This window comes from Dyella sp. OK004, from assembly GCF_900114495.1.
GTDB lineage: Bacteria > Pseudomonadota > Gammaproteobacteria > Xanthomonadales > Rhodanobacteraceae > Dyella_D.
In genome coordinates this window covers 1223414-1236087 of record NZ_FOZI01000002.1, presented here as the reverse complement: position 1 = coordinate 1236087, position 12674 = coordinate 1223414, and the positions used below count along the sequence as shown (strand labels likewise).

Annotated in this window: 14 protein-coding genes; 7 read left to right on the top strand and 7 right to left on the bottom strand. The window is 64.4% G+C overall.

The window, feature by feature from the left end:
* Positions 1 to 13: 13 nt before the first annotated feature.
* Both BM338_RS12125 and BM338_RS12120 read left to right on the top strand, forming a co-directional pair.
* Positions 14 to 1204 (top strand): MFS transporter, encoded by a 1191-nt coding sequence (locus tag BM338_RS12125; RefSeq protein ID WP_090451281.1) that lies wholly within the window; start codon positions 14 to 16, stop codon positions 1202 to 1204.
* Positions 1205 to 1291: 87 nt separating this feature from the next.
* Positions 1292 to 2308 (top strand): zinc-binding alcohol dehydrogenase family protein, encoded by a 1017-nt coding sequence (locus BM338_RS12120; RefSeq protein ID WP_090451280.1) that lies wholly within the window; start codon positions 1292 to 1294, stop codon positions 2306 to 2308.
* Between the two features lie 114 nt (positions 2309 to 2422).
* Here BM338_RS12120 and BM338_RS12115 read toward each other — a convergent pair whose 3' ends face one another.
* Complete coding sequence (locus BM338_RS12115) at positions 2423 to 3790, bottom strand: FAD/NAD(P)-binding protein (protein WP_090451110.1); 1368 nt, start codon at positions 3788 to 3790, stop codon at positions 2423 to 2425.
* A 37-nt stretch (positions 3791 to 3827) separates the two neighbouring features.
* Positions 3828 to 4406, bottom strand: coding sequence for a cysteine dioxygenase (locus BM338_RS12110; protein ID WP_090451109.1), 579 nt, complete (start codon positions 4404 to 4406; stop codon positions 3828 to 3830).
* Between the two features lie 202 nt (positions 4407 to 4608).
* On the opposite strand from BM338_RS12110, the gene BM338_RS12105 reads away from it, so the two are divergent.
* Positions 4609 to 4899, top strand: coding sequence for a hypothetical protein (locus BM338_RS12105; RefSeq protein ID WP_090451108.1), 291 nt, complete (start codon positions 4609 to 4611; stop codon positions 4897 to 4899).
* 82 nt (positions 4900 to 4981) lie between these two features.
* On the opposite strand, the gene BM338_RS12100 is transcribed toward BM338_RS12105, so the two are convergent.
* Positions 4982 to 5647 (bottom strand): energy transducer TonB, encoded by a 666-nt coding sequence (locus BM338_RS12100; protein WP_090451107.1) that lies wholly within the window; start codon positions 5645 to 5647, stop codon positions 4982 to 4984.
* 374 nt (positions 5648 to 6021) lie between these two features.
* Entirely contained in the window at positions 6022 to 6852 is an 831-nt protein-coding gene (locus tag BM338_RS12095; RefSeq protein WP_090451106.1) for a universal stress protein, read from the bottom strand.
* A 326-nt stretch (positions 6853 to 7178) separates the two neighbouring features.
* On the opposite strand from BM338_RS12095, the gene BM338_RS12090 reads away from it, so the two are divergent.
* From BM338_RS12090 to BM338_RS12080, 3 genes are all read left to right on the top strand, one after another.
* Positions 7179 to 7607, top strand: a complete 429-nt coding sequence (locus BM338_RS12090) for a hypothetical protein (RefSeq protein ID WP_090451105.1) — start codon at positions 7179 to 7181, stop codon at positions 7605 to 7607.
* 99 nt (positions 7608 to 7706) lie between these two features.
* Positions 7707 to 8375: a PAQR family membrane homeostasis protein TrhA gene (locus BM338_RS12085; protein WP_090451104.1), complete on the top strand. Its 669-nt coding sequence runs from the start codon at positions 7707 to 7709 to the stop codon at positions 8373 to 8375.
* Positions 8372 to 8731, top strand: coding sequence for a TfoX/Sxy family protein (locus tag BM338_RS12080; RefSeq protein WP_090451103.1), 360 nt, complete (start codon positions 8372 to 8374; stop codon positions 8729 to 8731). Before BM338_RS12085 ends, BM338_RS12080 begins: the two co-directional genes overlap by 4 nt.
* Before the next feature lie 45 nt (positions 8732 to 8776).
* On the opposite strand, the gene BM338_RS12075 is transcribed toward BM338_RS12080, so the two are convergent.
* From BM338_RS12075 to BM338_RS12065, 3 genes are all read right to left on the bottom strand, one after another.
* Positions 8777 to 10549, bottom strand: coding sequence for a DUF885 domain-containing protein (locus BM338_RS12075; protein ID WP_090451102.1), 1773 nt, complete (start codon positions 10547 to 10549; stop codon positions 8777 to 8779).
* Between the two features lie 101 nt (positions 10550 to 10650).
* Entirely contained in the window at positions 10651 to 11133 is a 483-nt protein-coding gene (locus BM338_RS12070) for a DUF456 domain-containing protein (protein ID WP_090451101.1), read from the bottom strand.
* Between the two features lie 11 nt (positions 11134 to 11144).
* Complete coding sequence (locus BM338_RS12065) at positions 11145 to 11903, bottom strand: hypothetical protein (protein ID WP_090451100.1); 759 nt, start codon at positions 11901 to 11903, stop codon at positions 11145 to 11147.
* A 116-nt stretch (positions 11904 to 12019) separates the two neighbouring features.
* Here BM338_RS12065 and BM338_RS12060 point away from each other — a divergent pair, with 116 nt between their 5' ends.
* Positions 12020 to 12673: a protein kinase family protein gene (locus BM338_RS12060; RefSeq protein ID WP_255367283.1), complete on the top strand. Its 654-nt coding sequence runs from the start codon at positions 12020 to 12022 to the stop codon at positions 12671 to 12673.
* The last annotated feature ends 1 nt before the right edge of the window (position 12674 follow it).

Below are 12674 nucleotides of genomic sequence, written 5' to 3'. Positions count from 1 at the left end.
GCGAGATCGCGCGATGAGCCGCGATCATTCCAAGGCGGCCTTGTTTGCCCTGTCAGTGGCTGCGTTCGCCATCGGTACGACCGAGTTCGTGATCATGGGTCTGCTGCCGGAGGTGGCAGCCGATCTGCGCGTGAGCATTCCTTCGGCGGGTTTGCTGGTGTCGGGCTATGCGCTGGGCGTGGCAGCCGGTGCGCCTTTGCTGGCGGCGTTGACCGCGCGGATGGAGCGGCGCAATGCGCTGCTGGCCCTGTTGGGGTTATTCATCCTGGGCAATGCGCTGTGCGCGGTCGCGCCCAATTACTCGGTATTGATGGTGGCGCGTGTGGTGGCCGCGTTCTGTCATGGCTCGTTCTTTGGCATTGGCGCGGTGGTGGCCTCGCATGTGGTGCCGCGTGGGCAGGCGGCGCGGGCGATCGCGCTGATGTTCGCCGGCCTCACCCTGGCCAATGTGCTCGGCGTGCCGTTCGGCACCTTCCTCGGGCAATGGGCCGGCTGGCGTTCGACCTTCGCGGCGGTGACCGGACTCGGTGTGCTTGCGGCTATTGGTGTGTGGCGGCTGGTACCGGCATTGCCTGAGCTGCATGCGCCGGATATGCGCAAGGAAATGGCGGTGCTGCGTCAGCCACAAGTGTTGTTGGCGCTGGCGATGACGGTGCTGGGTTTCGGCGGTGTGTTCACGGTGTTCACCTATATCGCACCGATCCTGCAGACGCAGTCGCACGTAAGCATGGGTGCGACGGGCTGGGTGCTGGTGCTGTTTGGTCTAGGTACGACCCTGGGCAATCTGTTCGGCGGACGTCTGGCGGACTGGCGATTGATGCCGTCGCTGGTGACGATCCTGGTGGTGCTGTCGCTGGTGATGCTGGCTTTCACCTGGACCATGCACAACAGCGTGGCGGCGATCGTCACTGTGTTTGTGTGGGGCCTGGCTGCGTTCGCTACCGTGCCGCCGCTGCAGATGCGCGTGGTGCAGCAGGCGGTGGATGGGCCACATCTGGCGTCCACCTTGAATATTGCCGCGTTCAACCTGGGCAATGCCATCGGTGCGTTCATCGGTGGTGCCGTGATTGATGGGGGCCTTGGCTTGTCGGTGCTGGGCATCGCTGGCGCGGCCGTGACGGTGCTCGGTCTGCTGGCGACGCTGTGGAGCATGGCGATCGAACGCCGCGTACCTGTTGCCAGTTCCTGCCCTGCCCGTGCCTGAGTTTTTCTTTGCCGTCACTTTTTGATGATTGCCACCGGTGCAGCATCGTTCTGCTCGCGCCGGGACTTCAACGCTATGGAGAACACGATGAAAGCTGTTGCCTATCGCCGCTCGTTGCCGATCACCGATGCGGAAAGTCTGCTCGATGTCACCTTGCCGGAACCGGTGGCGCAAGGGCGCGATCTGCTGGTGCGGGTGGAAGCGGTGTCGGTGAATCCGGTTGATACAAAAATCCGCGCGCGGGTCGATCCACAAGGCGCCGACAAGGTGCTGGGCTGGGATGCCGCAGGGACGGTCGTCGCCGTGGGCGCGGATGTGTCGTTGTTCAAGCCGGGCGATCAGGTGTATTACGCCGGTGCACTCGATCGTTCGGGCAGCAATGTGGAGCTGCAATTGGTGGATGAGCGCATTGTGGGGCGCAAGCCATCCACGCTGGACTTCTTCCAGGCTGCGGCGATGCCGCTGACCACTATCACAGCATGGGAGTTGTTGTTCGATCGCTTCGGCATTGCGCGCGGCAACGCAGCGCAAAGCGGGACGGTGCTGATCACCGGCGCCGCCGGTGGCGTGGGCTCCATGGCGGTGCAGCTGGCGCGTCGATTGACCAACCTGACCGTGATCGGCACAGCCTCACGGCCGGAGACCCAGGCATGGGTGCGCGAGCTGGGTGCGCATCACGTGGTCGACCATCGCGGCGATCTGAAGGCACAGGTGCTGGCGGTATCGCCGCAAGGCGTGGACTACGTGCTCAGCCTCACGCATACCGAGCAGCACTATCCGGTGCTGGTGGAGCTGTTGAAGCCGCAAGGCAAGCTGGGTTTGATCGACGACCCGGCAACGCCGCTGGATATCACCCTACTCAAGCGCCGCAGTCTTTCATTGCACTGGGAGTTCATGTTCACTCGCTCGCTGTTCCAGACCGAGGATATGAAGGCGCAGCATCGCCTGCTCAACGAGGTCGCCGACCTGGTGGATGCTGGTGTGCTGCGTTCAACTTTGCGGGAGCATCTGGGACCGATTGATGCGACCCATTTGCGTCGCGCGCATGCGCAAATCGAGAGCGCAGGCACTATCGGCAAGCTGGTGCTTGGCGGGTTTGCCTGACCCCGTAGGAGCGCACCCTCTGTGCGCGAAAGCCCCGCAACGCGGGGCTTGTCCTTTAGGGCTTGGAGCGCGGCCCTCGCGGGCCGCTTCGCGCACAGGGTGCGCTCCTACGTGTCATTCGGTGAGCAGTCGTTCGGCGAGGTTGCGCGCTTGCTGGCGGATTTCCGGCATCGCGGTGGATTCCCATAATGTGCCGCGCAGCAGGCTGCCCATGGCGTACAGATGTGGCCAAGTACTGCCGTTGTGTTGCAGACGGCCTTCCGGCGTGGCGTTGCAGCCCAGGCCCAATGGATCGGGGCTGACGTGGCCATTGGTGACCAGTTGCCGTATCAGCGGATGCTGGGTGCGGCGCACGTCGGTGTTGAGGCCGATGGTCTGGATCACAAGGTCGGTGTCCATCGGCTCGGGCTTGGTGCTGCCGGTTGGGGTGATGCTCAAATGCAGATGATCGCCCTCGACATCGACCTGATGCAGGCGCGCTCGGCGGCATTGCAGGCGGCCGGCGTCTTCGAGCGCCTGCAGGGCGTCCATGATCTGCGGCGCCATGCGGTGACGCGCGCGCTCCCATGCCCAGCGCGCGTGGCGCAGAAAGCGCGCGCGCTCTTCCTGCGACAGGCCCTGCCACAGGCTGGGTGTGTGCGGGCGCATGCTGTCGATCACCACGCGCCAGTCGTTGCTTTGCGCAATGGCTTCGCGCAGCAGGCGCATCCAGGTACGGATATCCGGCGCGGCGCGCATGGTTTCGATCAGATCCGCACTGTCGTCGCTGGGCGCGGTGGCGGAGGCAAGGTGCGCTTCCGGGAGGTGCCCGTGACGGGAGATGGCAGTGAAGCTGGCGTTGGGCCATAGCGCGGCCAGTTCCAGCAACACATCCACGGCGGTGAGGCCGAGGCCGACAAGCACCACTTTGCGCGGTGCCGGATCGGGTTGCACGGTGGACAGGAACGACCAGGGATCGGTGATGTAGCGCTTGCTGCTCAGGGCAGTTTCGCTGACGCCGCTCAGTGGCTGTGGCGGCAATGCGCCGAGAGCCATGACGGCGGCATCGACGTGGGTAGTGTCCTCGCCCTGGATTACGGTGACGCCATCGTTCTCTGGCACCAGCGCGTCCACGGCGAACGGCATGACGCGCACATCATGTCCGAGCGACGCGGCGCGCTCCAATGCGCGCGCGACTTCCGCTTCGAGATAGTCGCCGTAGAGACGGCGTGGCAGGAAATCGGTGCCGGTGATGCTGTGGTCGCCACGCTGGGCGAAATCCAGGAAACCGCGCGGTTTGCTGGCGAACATGCTCATGGAGGCGGCGCGCACGTTCAGCAGATGCCGCTCCGAGCGAGTGCCGTAGGCGATGCCGCGGGCCGGCGTGCCGCCGCCCGTATACCAATCCAGATGCAGCGGCTGCGGCGGCTGGCGTTCCAGCAGCTCGCTCAACAGCGTCGCCGCTGCCGCGCCGCCGCCGATAATGGCGACCCGTCGATACATGCCACTCCTTTGTATTGCTTGATCCGGGATGCGGCGATCAGGCGCTCAGCCGGCCGGCAATCGCGGCGCGTTGCGGCCGTGCGAGCCACTCATCGGCCTGACCGACCTGCTCGTACGCGAAGTACTTTGCCAGATCGCCGCCATAGACGTGAAGGGTAAGCGCGGTGTCGTGCCGTGAAAGGTTACGGCAACGGTGCGCGTAGGCCGTATCCGCATCGAACCAGGTGGCGTCACCGGGACCAAGCCAGTCCTGGCCTTGCAACTGCAAGCTGCTGGTGGCGGCATCGCGCGACCAGGTCTGCACTTCGAGTGCGCCGTGCAGTGCGAGTTCCAAACCCCATAGGCCATCGTGATCGTGCACTGGCGTGGCGTGATTGGCGGGCCATGCCATCACCAGCATGCTCAGGCCGGGCTTATTGCGTTCGGCCAGCAGCCAGCGCTCGAAGCCGCGCTGGCGCGTGCGTAGATGCGCCAATCCTTCGTTCAATGCTTGTGCATCCCGATGAACCACGCTGCCCAGTTCGCGCGCCATGGCGGCGAGATCGGGATGCTGGCCGACGCCGAGATCGAAGGCGATTTCACGCAGCGCCTTGAGGGTGTGCATGGGTTGACTCATGCGATGGACTCGGTTGGAACCGGCGCGCAGTGGAGCATGCGGATCGTTAAAGACCTGTAACCCGGACCTTGAATTCATCTCAGTACCGCTATGACTTCCGCACCATGCAAGTTATGCAGGCGGCGCGCAGAATTCGGGTCGTGAAGTTCAGGTTCGCTGCTCGTGTCCTTCGCCCGTGAAGTGACGAAATGAGGAGAGCACCATGATTGTGATGAGCGTGATGGTGATGCTGGTGTTATCGCTGTGGCTGGTTGCTGCGCTGATCGGCGCGGTGTTCAAGCTGACCTTTGCGATAGTGGGTGGCGTGCTCGGCATGATCGGCTGGCTGCTCGGGCTGGTATTCGGCGGTCTGGCCTTGGTCGTGGTGGCACCGCTGGTGGCGCTGGCCTTACTGCCGATGTTCCTTCCCGTTCTGCTGCTGGCGGCATTGGTATGGCTGGTGGTGCGCGCGGCGCGCGGACCCGCATCGCCGCCGGCCAGTTCGGCGCACTGAGGCAGGTTTGCCGTGGAAGGACCCGGCGGGCATTTATCGCCGCCGGGTCCCTCTCAACTTCTCCCTATCTCACTTTGGCGAACTAGAGTTCGCGCAACTCGAAACTCACCGGCACTCTCGCCCAGGCCTGCACAGCACGCCCTTGCACCGTGGCGGGCTGGAAGCGCCAATTCGCCATGACTTGTTCGCGCGCGCTGCGATCCAGTACGGGTTCGCCGCTGCTCTGCTCCACGTTCACCTGGACCGGTTTGCCGTCCTCGTCGACCAGTACGCGCAGCAGCACGGTGCCGTGCATGTGTTTGCGGATGGCAATGGAGGGGAAGGTGAGCGGCGAGGAGCGATAGGCCAGTGTGGCTTCGACGGGCGCGGCATCCGCGGTCGGCGTGGCTGTGGTGGTCGGCTCGATGGCCGGCGTAGCGGTAACTGGCGGAGTTGCCACGTTTCCTGCGTCAGTGGGCACGGCGATTGGTGGCGCCGGGCGGGGGGCCACACGAGTGTGCGGTGTTGGCGGTGTCTTCACCGCGGGTGCCATGTCTATCGGTGGCGGATCGGGTTTCACTTCGGGAGCGGTCAGCCAGGTGAGCGTCATGCTTTCAGGATGACGCAGGCTTTCCACGAACTGCGGTGCCATCGGCCGCAGCGCGGCCAGCAATACGGCGAGGTTGACGGCGATGGCCGCGCTGAGTGCGGCAATGCGTACGCGGTCGGGATGGGGACGATGAGCAACAGCCAGGCTTGCGGACGGCATAAGCGACCTCCTGACGATATCGATGTTGGGCGATGTTGAGCGCGCCCTGGACACGCTGCGTGGGGACGCAGGGGGATCGTGTCGAACGCGGCTTCAGCCTATGCCTGTCGAAAGCGCTTGCGCAAGTGGGGTGTTTGGATGGCTAAATGGGGAGTACGCCCCCGGCTCGCCAAAATCCCTGCCGGCCGCCCCGGTAGGAGCGCACCCTGTGCGCGAAAGCGGCCCACAAAGGCCGCCTCTTGGTGCTGCCCTTGGCTACGCTGCACGTGGCTTTCATTTGGACCATTCATGGCCCTCACCCTACAGGCGGCTTGCGCCGTGCAAACCGGCAGTCCTGCCGGTTTGTCGCCCACGGGGTGGGCTTCTGCGGTGACTTAGTGCGCGACCAGCATGGGCAGGTCGCCATGCATGAAAAGGTGGCGCGTGGTTCCGCCCAACACCATCTGGGCGAGGCGCGAGCGGCTCCAGGCACCCATCACCAGCAGGTCTGCGCGATGGGCGCGTGCAGCGTCAAGGATCAATGCGCCGGCCGCGTGTGTCGGGCCGGCGTCCAGTGTCTGGATACGGGCCTTGATGCTGTGCCGCTGCAGCCAGTCGGCCAAGCCGGGCGGCGGCAGCACGGCAATGGTGTCGGCGTACATTTCGCTGCCGTCGAGCAACAGGACGTCATCCGCCTGCTGCAGTACAGGTGCGGCGGCGGCCAGGGCCAGGGCGGATTCGCGGCTGCCGTTCCAGGCGACCAGTACGCGTGCGCCCAGTGTGTCGTCGATGCGCGCGGTATCGGGCACGACCAGCACCGGGCGGTCGCTGCCAAACACGCAGCGCGACACGGTGCCGAACCCGACCGGCGCGTCGCTGCGCTGCTGGCTGCGTTCCATCACCAGGTAGTCATAGCCGGCGGCGGCCTGGCACACCGTCTGCACGGTATCGCCCTGGGCGACGCGCCAGCTGCCAGTCAATGAGTGCGAGGCGAGCAGGCTTTGCCAATCACCGCCGTGTTCCTCGGCCTCCGCGCAGCGGCGTCGGGTTTCCTCCAGTTGCACGGGCACGGCCTCGGGCAGGCTGAAGGCAGCGGCCGGCAGATCGGCGACGTAGAGTCCGTCGAGTCGCGCCCCGAGCCTGGCCGCCAGGGCGATGGCGGCGCGCGTGCCGGGCGTGCGCAGATCGGTTTCCTGGAGGTAGAGCAGCAGGTCGGTGCTGGACATTGGTCGCTCCTGTTCGCCAAGTGCGGTTCCAGCTTAACCCGTGGTCGTGGGGATGACTTGATCCAGGGCAAAAAAAGCCCCGCTCAGGGTGGCGGGGCGCAATGGACCGGGCATCGGGGGAGAGAGAGGGGGAGATGCCCGGACTGTCGACTTTGCGCTGTACCGGCTTTCGCCCGCGTTGAATACATGTGAACAGGCTGTTTACGGCCGGGCAGGCCGGAAAACTTTAGTGGTGGCCGGCCGGGCGTTGCCGCGAGTTCATGCATGCTTGTCACAATCGCGCGATCCGGCGGCCGCCGGCATGCGACGGTGGAGGCAGAGCGACTATGTGGAAGTGGCTGGGGGGCATCGCGCTGGCAGTGATGTGGATGGTGATGCCTGCGTCGGCAAAGGCCGCGGATATTTCCTGCAAGATGAATTTCCAGCTCTCCGGCTGGTCGGTGTTCTATCAGACCGCCTCCGGCAGCGGCACGGTCCGTTGCAGTAACGGGCAGAGCACGCACGTGAAGATCCGCGTCAAAGGCGGCGGCCTCACCTTCGGCAAGAGCAAGATCACGGACGGTGTCGGCAAGTTCACCGGGGTGGCCAGTATCGGCGAAATCAAGGGGCATTACGCGAATGCTCAAGTCCACGCGGGCGCTGAGAAGTCGGCCTCCGCGCAGGTGTTGACCAAGGGCAACGTGTCGCTGGCGCTTAGCGGAACTGGCGAGGGTTGGAATCTGGGCATTGCCTTCGGTGCCTTCATCATCGAATAGCCCACGCATGCTTCCATGCGTGGGAGTATGCAAGCACAGGCCGCACAGGTAAGGTGACGGGGACGCCCATCGGCGTCCCCGTTTCTTTGAGGAATACCCATGTCCGCCACCCATGGCGCGGCCACCCCGCGTTACGCCTTCGGCGACGAACTCGCGAGCAGTGTTATCCACGGCATCGGCATTCTGCTGAGCATTGCCGGCCTGGCGACGCTGGTGGCATATGCCGCGATGGTGGGCGACGCGCGCGCGGTGGTGTCCAGCGCGGTGTTCGGCACCACGCTGATCCTGCTTTACACCGCGTCGACGCTTTATCACTCGATTCCAGGCGTACTTGCCAAGCGCGTGTTGCGCACGCTGGACCACATCGCGATCTTCCTGTTGATCGCCGGTACCTACACGCCGTTTACGCTGGTCGCGTTGCCGGGCGCCTGGGGCTGGAGCCTATTCGGCACGATCTGGGCGCTGGCCATTGCGGGTAGCGCGCTGGAGTTGGGCGTGCTCAAGCGCTATCGCAAATTCGCAGTGCTGTTGTACGTGGCGATGGGCTGGGTGGGTATGGTTGCCTTCAAGCCACTGAGCGCGCATCTGGAAACCGGCGGGATGGTGCTGTTGATTGCCGGTGGCGTGGCTTACACCTTGGGCGTGCCGTTCTATTTGGCGCGCCGCATGCCTTACCACCATGCGATCTGGCATTTCTTCGTGCTGGCCGGCAGCGTGCTGCACTACCTGGCGGTACTGCTTTACGTGATTCCCGACCCGGTGGCGTGAACCCGGCGCTCGAAACCCTTCGGCACGATCTGGAAGATGCGGCCACGCATCTCGGTCTGGCGCATGACCTGCGTTTCCATCCCATGTTCGGCGGCTTGATGGCTTATATGGCTGGGCGTCCCTGTGCCTGGCTGACATCGTCCGGGCTGGCGCTGAAGCTGGCGACGGATGATCAGGCGGATCTGCTGGCAGTGGAAGGGACTTCGCGTCTCGAGGCTAAACCGGGCGCGGCACCCAGTCGTCAGTACATCGTGCTGCCGGTTTCGCTGACCCGCGACACACCGGTTTTCGCTGCGTGGTTGGCGCGCAGTGTGGAGGCGCAGCGCGCGAAGCCGGCGCCAAAGCGGCGCCGCTGATGTTCGCGACAAGGGCGGCACGCGCCGCCCTTGTCCATTGGCGAATTACTTCTTCGCGTATTGCGGAATGAACTGTGTATGCACCGCTTCCGCCAACTGTTCCGGTGGCAGCAGGCCCTGGCCAATCACGAAATCATTGAAGGCTTTTCGGTCGAAGCGTGAGCCCAGCGCAAGTTCGGTTTCCAGGCGCAGCTGCTGCAGGCGCATGTAGCCATAGAAGTAGGCGGTGGCCTGGCCGGGGCTGTTGAAGGTGTAGCGATCCAGCTCCTGGCGCGCCATCGCTTCAGACAGACCGACTTCGTGGGTAAGCACGTCGTGGGCACGCTCACGAGTGATCATGCCGAGATTGAGCATGGGATCGAGATAGGCGCGCGCCGCACGCATCAGTCGCGCCTGCAGTGCGCCGAACTGGCCCGCCGGCGGCTCATACGGCAGCGTCTCGGCTTCCGCATACAGCGCCCAGCCTTCCACGTTGACACTGTTGAAAGCGAACAGGCTGCGTGCCAGCGACACGCCACGCTCCACCATAGCGGCGAACTGCAGCTCGTGACCGGGGCGGCCCTCGTGCGCGGTGAGCGTCCACGCGGCAGCCTTGTACGTGAAGTCGTCGTAGGCATCCGAACTGCCGGCCTTGGCCGAGGGGTTGCCCATGGTCAACACGAAGGTTCCCTGCTCACCTTTGTTGTTGATGAAGGGCGGCGGGTCCATATGCGGTGCCGGCACCGCGGCAGCCTCGGCATCGGAAGCCAAGCGCATCGCCATCTTGCGCTGCGGCAGGGTCACGATGTGCTCGCGGCGGATGATGTCCTCGATCTTCGCGATCACCTCGCTGTACCAGGGCATCACCTGATCCTTGGCAAGCTGCTGCTTCTTCAGGGCCTTCATCACTTCGCGGTAATCGGTAGCGTTGATGCCTTCGGCCTTCGCCACCACCGGCGCCATCATCTGCATGGCGGAACGCAGCTCCACGTATTCCAGCTCGGCCTGCTTAATTAATTCCTGCGGCGGAATGTCGATGCCGACCTGCTTGAGGTTGTACGCATAGAGCGGCTCGGGCAGGCGGAAGTCGGCGCGTGTGCGCGGCAGCACCGTGCTGCGCACCCATGCGTCGTAATCCTTCATCTGACTGTCCAGCGCGGCCAGTGCGGCTTTGCCGTCAGCGTTGTCCAGTTTGTACTTGGCGAACAGCTGGTGAATGCCATCCACGTAGCGCTGCGTGTTCGACAGCTTCTGCTCGATCTCGCCTTTGTACGGACCCAGCAGCGATTTGTTGTCGAGGCGCTCGGTGGTCTGGGCCTTGGCTTGCTCAGTGATCGGCGTGCAGCCGGGTGCCTTGCCCACGTAGCACTGCAGTCGGTTGAGCGCCAGGGAGCGGCGCTTGGGATCCACATCGTCTTTCAGCAGGGCGAACTCGCCGCCGAAGATCAGCTGACCAACGTCCTGCACCGGCAGCATGTATTTGCGGTTGAGATCGATGCCTTCGATCTGCTCGTCCACCGCCTTGATCATGATCTGCAGGTCTTGCCGCACGTTGGCGTCTTTCTCTGTGGCCAGCAGTTTCTGCAGCTTCACCTTGGTCTCGGCGAGTGCGGCGCGCGAGCGTTCGTCGACGCCGGGCTTAAGGTCCGCGACTTTGTCGTCGTAGCCGGGGAAGCCGACCTGCGAGGCAAATTCCGGCGAGTAGTGAGCCATCACATTGAGCAGCACCTTGGCGTTGGCATTGCTGCGTTCGATCCATTCCGGCGCTTTGGATTGCGCGTGTACGGCACCGGTAGCGGCCAGTGTGGTTGCGATGACAAGGGCAAGACGTTTGGACATGGTGTGGGATCCCTGAGTGGTCGACGCAGCGTAAAAGGCTGCGGTGGCTGCGTACCTGTGCCGAAGGTCCAGTGAGGCTCTTGCTTTGGGCCTATCGACTTTCAGCCCAGCAGCATGGCAAAGCCGAACAGGCCGATCATGATGAAAGAAATCACCAGCTTGACCAGTGTGCCGAACAACAGCCCCAGCCAGGTGCCAATACCGACATGGGCCGAGCGCAGCACGCTGTTGCCCGCCATCAGTTCGCCCGCCAGCGCGCCAAGGAAGGGGCCGAGGATCAGTCCGATCAAACCGAAGAACATGCCGACGATGGTGCCAAGGGTTGCTCCCCATAAAGCCAGCTTGCTCGCGCCTACGCGCTTGGCACCCATCGCGCCAGCGACGAAATCAACGATCACGCCGAGCGTGCCCAGGGCGCCGATAACCAGCAGCCACCACAACCCGAGGCGTTCGTAGTTGTCGAGCGCGGCCACCAGCCAGATACCGCCGAAGATCATCGGTATGCCCGGCAGTGCCGGCAGGATGGTGCCGGCGACACCGGCGATGATCAGTACGGCAGCCAGGCAGTAGAGGGCGATGTCCATGTCGTTCCCGATTAGTGGAAGGCGTCGCGATACTCGGGCTTCAGCCAGTGTGCGAACACGGCGGTCGGTACATCCACATTCTGCGGGCCGGCGGTATCGGCGGCGACCTGGCGCGAAGGGAAGATCAGGCTGAGGCCACGCGCGCTGCGGTCCTTGTGCACGATGGGTACGAACATGCGGAGCCGGCCCTTGCCGACTACCGTGCCGCTGCGCACCGTTGCTGCATCGGAGGCCAGTGGCCGGTGGTGTTTACCGGGTTTCAGCTTGGCCAGCAATTGCGCGCGCGCACTGCCGGCGAGTGCGGCTTCGGCAGGAGCGAAGTCGGTGAACAGATCAGGCAGCGCGATCATCTGTCCGGTTTTCGTGTCGTAGGTAAAGCTGTCGATGATGGCGCTAGGGCTGGCGCCGCCGGGTTCGATATCACCAAAGGCCACCACGCTGACGAAGCGCTCCGTGCGGGCTGCCACGCTGAATTCCAGCGACAGCTTCCAGGGTGCGGGCAGGCGGCTGGGTGCGGCTTGCTTCACTTTGTCCAGGAAACTCGTGCGCTGGGTCGCGATGTAGCGGTCCAGTGATTGCCGCAGCGCCGTCCAGCTGGATTCGAGTGGGCCGATGGCCAGGTCGATCGCATAGGGGTGGCCCGCCAGTTCGCCGCTTTCGCGCTTCGGTGCTTCGGCGTTGGCGCTGACTGGGGATGCCGCCATGGCGCCGGAACATAGCGCAACGCCGCCAGCCAGCAGCAGGGCGAGCAAAGGCGAGCGCAACGGCATGACGTGTTCTCCCTGGCGATCCGGCCTGTGGCGCAAGCGTGTTGTGGATCAGCCACAATAGATGCTTGGCGACATGGCGGGCGAGTGTACCCCGGTCGCAGCTTGCCGGAAGACTTGTGAATACCAGCGACACCATCCTGCTCAAGGCCGACGAACTGGGGCGCATCGAGATCGCGCAGCGTGATGGCGTGCCCGTGATCCGTCGCGACGTGGCTGCCGCGCGCTGGTGGGCGCGCGCATTTGCGCGCCGAGCCGCCGCACGCGAGGCGCGCGCGCTGGCCAAACTGGAAGGCGTGGATGGAGTTCCGCCATTGCTCGGCTGGGACGGGCGTGAACTCCTGCGCGGCTATATCGCGGGTGCCCCGATGCAGCAGGCGCAGCCGCGCGATCGTGCGTATTACCGTGAGGCCTTGCGTCTGCTCGCTGTCCTGCACCGGCGCGGCATTGTGCACAACGATTTGGCCAAGGAGCCGAACTGGCTGGTGCGGGAGGACGGCCGGCCTGCGCTGGTGGATTTCCAGATTGCGTGGACCCGCGGCAAGCGCGGCGCGCTATTCCGTCTGTTGGCGCGAGAAGACCTGCGCCATCTGCTCAAGCACAAGCGCACCTATTGTCCCGAGGCCCTAAGTGCCCGCCAGCGCGCCATCCTTTCCACGCCAGCGCCGCATGCCCGCTTGTGGCGGGCCACGTTCAAGCGGCTCTACAAACTGGTGGCGCGGAAGATTTTCGGCTATTGGGATAACGAAGGGCAGGGCCGCATCCGCCAGTAAT

Excerpts from the sequence above, each read along its gene's own strand:
- BM338_RS12105 (WP_090451108.1), top strand. The coding sequence starts at position 4,609 with ATGATTGTGATGAGCGTGATGGTGATGCTGGTGTTATCGCTGTGGCTG.
- BM338_RS12115 (WP_090451110.1), bottom strand. The coding sequence starts at position 3,790 with ATGTATCGACGGGTCGCCATTATCGGCGGCGGCGCGGCAGCGGCGACG.
- BM338_RS12075 (WP_090451102.1), bottom strand. The coding sequence starts at position 10,549 with ATGTCCAAACGTCTTGCCCTTGTCATCGCAACCACACTGGCCGCTACC.
- BM338_RS12090 (WP_090451105.1), top strand. The coding sequence starts at position 7,179 with ATGTGGAAGTGGCTGGGGGGCATCGCGCTGGCAGTGATGTGGATGGTG.
- BM338_RS12070 (WP_090451101.1), bottom strand. The coding sequence starts at position 11,133 with ATGGACATCGCCCTCTACTGCCTGGCTGCCGTACTGATCATCGCCGGT.
- BM338_RS12095 (WP_090451106.1), bottom strand. The coding sequence starts at position 6,852 with ATGTCCAGCACCGACCTGCTGCTCTACCTCCAGGAAACCGATCTGCGC.
- BM338_RS12120 (WP_090451280.1), top strand. The coding sequence starts at position 1,292 with ATGAAAGCTGTTGCCTATCGCCGCTCGTTGCCGATCACCGATGCGGAA.
- BM338_RS12125 (WP_090451281.1), top strand. The coding sequence starts at position 14 with ATGAGCCGCGATCATTCCAAGGCGGCCTTGTTTGCCCTGTCAGTGGCT.
- BM338_RS12100 (WP_090451107.1), bottom strand. The coding sequence starts at position 5,647 with ATGCCGTCCGCAAGCCTGGCTGTTGCTCATCGTCCCCATCCCGACCGC.
- BM338_RS12110 (WP_090451109.1), bottom strand. The coding sequence starts at position 4,406 with ATGAGTCAACCCATGCACACCCTCAAGGCGCTGCGTGAAATCGCCTTC.
- BM338_RS12065 (WP_090451100.1), bottom strand. The coding sequence starts at position 11,903 with ATGCCGTTGCGCTCGCCTTTGCTCGCCCTGCTGCTGGCTGGCGGCGTT.
- BM338_RS12085 (WP_090451104.1), top strand. The coding sequence starts at position 7,707 with ATGTCCGCCACCCATGGCGCGGCCACCCCGCGTTACGCCTTCGGCGAC.